6 protein-coding genes are annotated in these 6,000 nt (G+C 59.3%); 3 read left to right on the top strand and 3 right to left on the bottom strand.

The features are described from left to right. The first annotated feature begins 352 nt into the window (after nucleotides 1-352). The 3 genes from GG26_RS08055 to GG26_RS08045 all read left to right on the top strand — a co-directional run bounded on the left by GG26_RS08055 (nucleotide 353) and on the right by GG26_RS08045 (nucleotide 2,971). Nucleotides 353-568 (top strand): DUF2949 domain-containing protein, encoded by a 216-nt coding sequence (locus GG26_RS08055; protein WP_041438447.1) that lies wholly within the window; start codon nucleotides 353-355, stop codon nucleotides 566-568. After that, nucleotides 549-1,643 carry a nucleoside triphosphate pyrophosphohydrolase gene (mazG, locus tag GG26_RS08050; RefSeq protein ID WP_414389853.1) on the top strand — a complete coding sequence of 365 codons (1,095 nt, stop codon included), beginning with the start codon at nucleotides 549-551 and terminating at the stop codon, nucleotides 1,641-1,643. Before GG26_RS08055 ends, mazG begins: the two co-directional genes overlap by 20 nt. Nucleotides 1,644-1,801: 158 nt before the next feature. Then, entirely contained in the window at nucleotides 1,802-2,971 is a 1,170-nt protein-coding gene (locus GG26_RS08045; protein WP_414389850.1) for an RNA-guided endonuclease InsQ/TnpB family protein, read from the top strand. Between the two features lie 41 nt (nucleotides 2,972-3,012). Here the strand turns inward: GG26_RS08045 and GG26_RS08040 are convergent, their stop codons facing one another. From GG26_RS08040 to GG26_RS08030, 3 genes are all read right to left on the bottom strand, one after another. Beyond that, nucleotides 3,013-3,432: a hypothetical protein gene (locus GG26_RS08040; protein ID WP_011430825.1), complete on the bottom strand. Its 420-nt coding sequence runs from the start codon at nucleotides 3,430-3,432 to the stop codon at nucleotides 3,013-3,015. Nucleotides 3,433-3,983: 551 nt separating this feature from the next. Further along, entirely contained in the window at nucleotides 3,984-4,802 is an 819-nt protein-coding gene (locus tag GG26_RS08035; RefSeq protein WP_011430823.1) for a tetratricopeptide repeat protein, read from the bottom strand. Nucleotides 4,803-4,862: 60 nt separating this feature from the next. After that, entirely contained in the window at nucleotides 4,863-5,840 is a 978-nt protein-coding gene (locus tag GG26_RS08030) for a PspA/IM30 family protein (RefSeq protein ID WP_011430822.1), read from the bottom strand. Nucleotides 5,841-6,000 lie beyond the last annotated feature (160 nt).

Below are 6,000 nucleotides of genomic sequence, written 5' to 3'. Positions count from 1 at the left end.
TTCTCTCCTTCCTCTTGAATACCTGTACCCTATTTTAAATTAAAAGGCTGTACTTTTCGTCGGGGAAAGAGAATCGGCTCATCAGGGCACTGTCAATCGGCAGCGAGCTTGCTATTATACATTGACCTCACTGAATCCATTTTTTGTGCTCTTGGATACAGAGATCCCATCTGTCCCGGTAACGGGAGGGATCGCCTGGCGGAGCTGCGCTCGGCAAACCTGGCTTACTGCCTCTTGGCTTAGTTGCCGGCCAGATCTTTGCGGAAGCTCTGTAAGAGTGTTAAGAATGATTACACTAGTCTGTCATCCTCTCAGTTTTCCCACTTGTCCTTCTCAGCGCTGTGAAACGACTATGCTAGATCCCATTCCCCCTCCTGTCCTTGAAGAATACCTGTTGGAAGCGGGCATCATTGACCGCTCGCAGCTGAGCTTGGCCAAAAAGCTGCAGCATCGCCAGCAGGGGCCGCTGCTGATGATCCTTTTGGAGCTGAGTTTCATCGATCTCGAGCAGCTCAGGCGCCTTCTGGATTTGGGCCGCACCTACGACCATGCTCCAAACGCTGGATAGCCTTGAGCCCGATTGGCAACAGCATCTGGCCCGCTGGTCTGCGGCTGGGCAGGGATCCCTGCTGCTGAAAAGTTGCGGGAAGAAGGATCCGGCGGAGCTGCGTCGTTTTTTACAGCAGGTCTGCGCCCCTGTCCAAGCGTTGACCTTGCTCACAGAAGACTTGCAGATAGTGGGCGGCCCCCTGACGCTGCAAAGCTGGGATCCGCAGGCCACAGGCTCTTTTGCCCATCTTTATCTGGAGCGCTCTGCGTCTGCACAGCACCTCAGCCGCTTGGCGGCAATTGTGGCTCAGTTGCGCGCCCCCGACGGCTGTCCTTGGGATCGCGCCCAAACGCCTGAGTCGCTCACTCCCTATATCCTCGAAGAAGCCTACGAGACGGTGGCGGCCATTCGGGCCGAGGATCCGGCAGCGATTGCCGAAGAGCTGGGGGATCTGTTGCTGCAGGTGGTGTTGCAATCCCAGATCTTTGCCGAGCGAAACCACTTCGACCTGGAAACTGTAGCCGCGCGGATTGCCGATAAGCTGATCCGCCGTCACCCCCATGTATTTGGGGAGGCTCCGCAGTCAGATAGTTCCAGCCTTTCTGAGTTGCACCGCTCCTGGGAAGACATCAAGCAGAAGGAACAGCCGCAGCAAACCCTCGGCCAGAAACTGCTCCACTACGCCGAAAGTTTGCCCCCCCTGATGGCCGCCCTGAAGATCTCCCAAAAGGTGGTGGGAGCAGGATTTGAGTGGCCGACGGTGGAGGGGATCTGGGCCAAGGTGCGCGAGGAAGAGGCCGAACTGTGCCGAGAGCTGGAACGGGATCCCCCTGACCCGGCGCGACAAGAAGCCGAGTTGGGGGATCTGCTGTTTGCTCTGGTCAATTTGGGCCGTTGGTATGGGCTGGATGCCGCACAGGCCTTGACCCAAACCAACCTGCGCTTTGCCCGCCGCTTTTTGCGCCTGGAAGAGCTGGCGCGGCAACCAGCAGAAGCGGCATTGCCTAGCAGCGGCCAAGCCTCCCCTCTCCAAAGACTCACCCTCGCGGAGTTAGAGGCCCTCTGGCAACAGGCAAAGCAGGAGCACCCCTAATCCCTTCATCTAGAAACCGCAGGAGACCCGCCCTGTACCCCCCTATATCCCCCCGCCCAGCCCCCCTATACCCCCTCCGTATACGGGGGGAGTGGGGGGCCGGGGGCCGGGCCGGTCAGGGCTGGGAGGAATGCGTTCCCATAAGGTACAGTAACAGTATGACCCAAACCCTGACTATCTCCTGCAAGCTCAAGGTGTCTGAGGCGCAGGCCGCCAAGTTGGATGCGACTCTGGACGCCTTTGCGCAGGCACTGAACTGGGTCAACCAAAGCACACCAGAGAAAGTCGTTAACGCAGTCAAACTCCATTCCCTTTGCTATTACGAGATACGCGCTCGCTTTGGGTTATCCAGTAATCTGGCGGGGCAGGTATGCAGGCGGGTGGCGGGGTCGCGCAAGGTTGCCAAGCAAAAGAACCGTCCAGTCAAGGCGTTCAAGGCGGGCTTCGTCACCTACGATGCCCGCATCTTCTCGTTCCGCGAAAAAGACTGGACGGTATCGCTAACTACGGTTGAGGGGCAGGAACGGTTTGAGCTGGCCATGGGTAACTACCAACGGGGCATGCTGGCCGGCACCCACCCAAAAGCGGCCACCCTGGTCAAACGGCAGGACGGTTCCTACTACATCCAGATTTGCGTCGAGCATGACCTGCCGGAGCCCCAGAACACCCCCAAGGCGATTGGAGTGGACTTGGGCAGAACAGATATTGCACACACCTCAGAGGGGGATAACTGGAGTGGACAGCAGTTGAGCCGGGTCAGAGACCACTACTCCCGGTTGAGAGCGGTTCTCCAACGCAAGGCCAGTAAGGGCACAAGGTCTAGTCGGCGGCGGTGCCGGCAGCTCTTGCAACGGTTGTCTGGCCGGGAGAGACGCTTCCAAACCTGGGTTAATCACTGCATCTCCAAAGCGATTGTGTCGAGGGTGCAGGCAACCCACAGCTTTATTGCCTTGGAAGACCTGACCGGGATCCGGGAGCGTGTCAACCAACAGCCGCGTAGCAAGACGGAGCGCCGGCGGTCGAATAGTTGGGCGTTCTACCAGTTGCGGCAGTTTGTGCAGTACAAGGCAGCAAGAGCAGGGATCCGGGTTGTGTTGGTGCCGCCTGCCTACAGCTCACAGACCTGCCACCAGTGCCTGTGGATTGGGCAACGGGAAAGGAAGCGCTTCCGTTGTGTCAACCCGGCTTGTGGTTGGGAAGGGGACGCAGACTACAACGGGGCAAATGTAATTGCGCTTTTGGGGGCTGCTGTAAACCAGCCCCCCTCAATCCCCCCGCCCCCCTGCCCCCCGTATACGGGGGGCAGGGGGGCGGTCGGAGCCGGGTAGTTTACTTATGTCTGAACCGGGAGACCTGCCCGCGGGATCCCTCAGCGATTGTTAGGCAAATTCTGGATGGGAACGACCAGCTCTTGCACAGGCAGAGCCAGCGGTTGGGCGGTGTCGCCGATCAAGGAGCTGGATGGCACAGGAGGAGAAGAGGCTGGAACCTCGCCGACGGGGCGCAGTTGCCAGCGGATGATCTGCTCGCCGCGGTAAAAGGTCACCAGCAACTGATCCCCTTGCGGTTGGATCTGCCAGGTGCCGTCGCCGCTGGTAACCGAAATCTGCCCGCCGGAAAAGGGCGCATCCAACGCCGGCCCCGACTGCGTCCAAATGCGTCCGCCACCGGTTTCCAGAACCAGTTGCACCGTGGCCCCTTGCCCCTGACCGCTCAAGATCTGGCCAGTGCCACTCCAAACTTGGGTCTCTGTCTGAGCCACGGCGGGCTGCCCAAGCTGTAGAGCCATGAGCAACAGCCCTGCCCAGCTCCCCTGAGCTCGTAGTGCCCTCCTCCAACCAGGAGAGAGGAAAGAATAGCGAGAGAAAAAGGCCATTGCACTCACGTCAGTACCACACGCCGCGATAGAACTGAAACACAGCAGAGCGGGAGGAAGCTCGAGGAAGCAATTTTTTACACTGTCCCTCTCACAGTCTATCGAAACCGTCGGGATCCCTTCGCGTTCTCTTGGGCTTGGGTTGAGCTGGCTGCCGGGATCCTCAGTTGTCCTGATCCCAATTTAGGCAATCCCCGCCCCCCCAGACAGGCTGCAACCTGAGCCTCTGGCTGCGGGGATCACTAGCAACCGCTTCGCCAATGCGCAGAGCCAAGTCCGAAACCATAACTCAAAGATGGCAATGTTGTTATTTCGATTTAGACTGAGGCACTGCGCCCGCCCCGTTTCCTCTTTTGAGGGAGTCGTGGGGGCTTTTCCTTTCTAGGATCGATGTCTCCTCTCAATTGAGATGAGATTAAGAATTGCTGCGATCCAGAGTTGCAGGGGAGTCTGCTGACAGCTCTTCAACGCAGAGAAAGGAAGCGCTCCAGGGCTGCCACCATCGCCGGTGGCCAACGACGGACGGTTTTCACCCACTCCAGGTCGGCATAGCGGGGATCCAGCCCTTGCACAGCCACCCATTGGCTTTCTGCTTCTCCCTGCCGGCCTTGCACCCAAAGAACAGCGCTGAGGGCAGCCCGCATATCCGGGAACTTCGGGTACTTGCGCACCAAAGCCCGCATCAGGCGCAAGGCAGCTTCCGTTTCTCCCACCTGATAAAGGCAGAGGGCGTAGTTGGCCTGGGCAAAGGCGTAGTCAGGAGCCAGCTCCGTGGCGCGACGGTAATCGGCCAGGGCCTGCTGCCACTCTCCCAGCGCTGCCTCGGCATTGCCCCGGTTGTTGTAGGCTGCCGCATCGTTGGGATCCAACTGCAACACCCGCTCGTAATCGGCAATGGCCTCCTGCCAGCGCCCTAGCCCCTCCAAAGCCGTCCCCCGATTTAGATAGGGATCTGGTGCGTTGGGAGCCAGGCGAATGGCCTCAGCATAGTCCTCCAAAGCCTCCTGCAAGCGGTTCTGGCTGACGCGGGCGTTGCCTCGGTTGCTCCACAGGGCCGGGTTGTCGGGCTGGCGCTGCAACAATTGGCTCCAAAAGGCCTCTGCCCGGGCAAAATCTCCCCGGTTGGTGGCAGCAAAGGCTTCCTCAAACAGCCGGTCAATCTCAGGATCGATCTTGGCACTCGCCGCCGCTGCCCCATTCGCTGACTCAGATCCAAGGGGGATCCCAAGCCAAAGCAGCACCAACAGCAGGGCAGCTAAAAGAGGGGATACTCTTGCCTTCATCGCCATTGCCAGTTGGCTCACTAGGTAGATGCTCCCCCATCTTAAGCCGCCGCCCCAGGCTTAGTTGTTCATCTCCCGTTCCAGCTTGGCCAGCGCGATCTGGCTTTCCAGGCGAGAAATGCCTTCGCGGAGGGTTGCCGCCTGCGCTTCAACTTCATCCAAAGATTTGCGAACCGCCTCTGCAGCACTCATGTGTTGGTTCCGCTGCACCAAAGCCTGGCGCGCCAGCTCGTCCTGGTCATGTTGGCTGGCCTTTTGGGCTCTGACAAACCAATCCTCGGCCTTTTGCAGCAGTTGATCGTACTGCCGTTCCAGTTGCTTGCGGCTGGCCAGCGTTGTGGCCAGGCTGCGCTGCAGTTGTTTGAGATCCCGCTCCATCTGGCGGATGCTCACCCTCTGCCGGCTGGGCTTTCTCCACAGCAGCTTGCTCAAGCCCACCATCACCACCGCGGTGGCAATGCCCACGCCCGCAGCCGCTGCCGGGTTTTCCCGCAGGAAGGAGCCGTCCAAAACGTTGGATCCCGCAAAGGCTGAGGTTTGCGCGGCTGTCTCCCGAAACTCCCAGGGCATCACCGGATTGCGTTGCTGCCAAAAACCTCGTCGCGCCGCCTGGGCCAATTCTTGAGCTTCCAAGTAGCGCTCCCGGTTGGCCCCGTACAAAAAGCGCTCATAAACCACCGCCTGCCCCTGGCGCAACATCTCCAAATTCACCAAACCCTCGGCGTTGTACACCTGGGCAATGTGCAGCCCTTCTGGCGTGACGTAGAGAGTATCCACCTGCACCAGGGATCCCGGCGGCAGCAGGCTTTGCAAAGCTTCCTGCGAGAGCCGCCCCCAGCGCCCTTGCGTCAGCTCTGGGGCATCCACATAGGCAAGACGAAAACGGGTTGGCCTGCCGTTCAAGTCTGCCCAAAAGGTGTCCCCATCCACCACCGACCGTACTCGCGCTGTCCCAGAAGATTGGGCCGCTGCAGGGAGGACAAACCAACTGCCCGAAAGGACAGCCGCCATCATCAGGAGAGAAGTTCTTGAGGCCATGGGGATCACTCCTATTGTGCAGAACAACAAAAGTTAAGAAATAATAAGAAATGGGGAAGCTGCGGGAACTTACCGAAAGCCTGGAGCGTCTTCACGAACCGGAAGCAAGAACGATAGCCGCCCCTTCTTCGAGGAGAGGCAGCCGGAGCAACACTTCGCT

Origin of the sequence: Synechococcus sp. 'PEA 65AY6A-5F PE A' (assembly GCF_047462575.1) — a bacterium.
In the GTDB taxonomy this organism is placed as follows: domain Bacteria; phylum Cyanobacteriota; class Cyanobacteriia; order Thermostichales; family Thermostichaceae; genus Thermostichus.
This window is presented reverse-complemented; position numbering and strand designations above follow the sequence as displayed.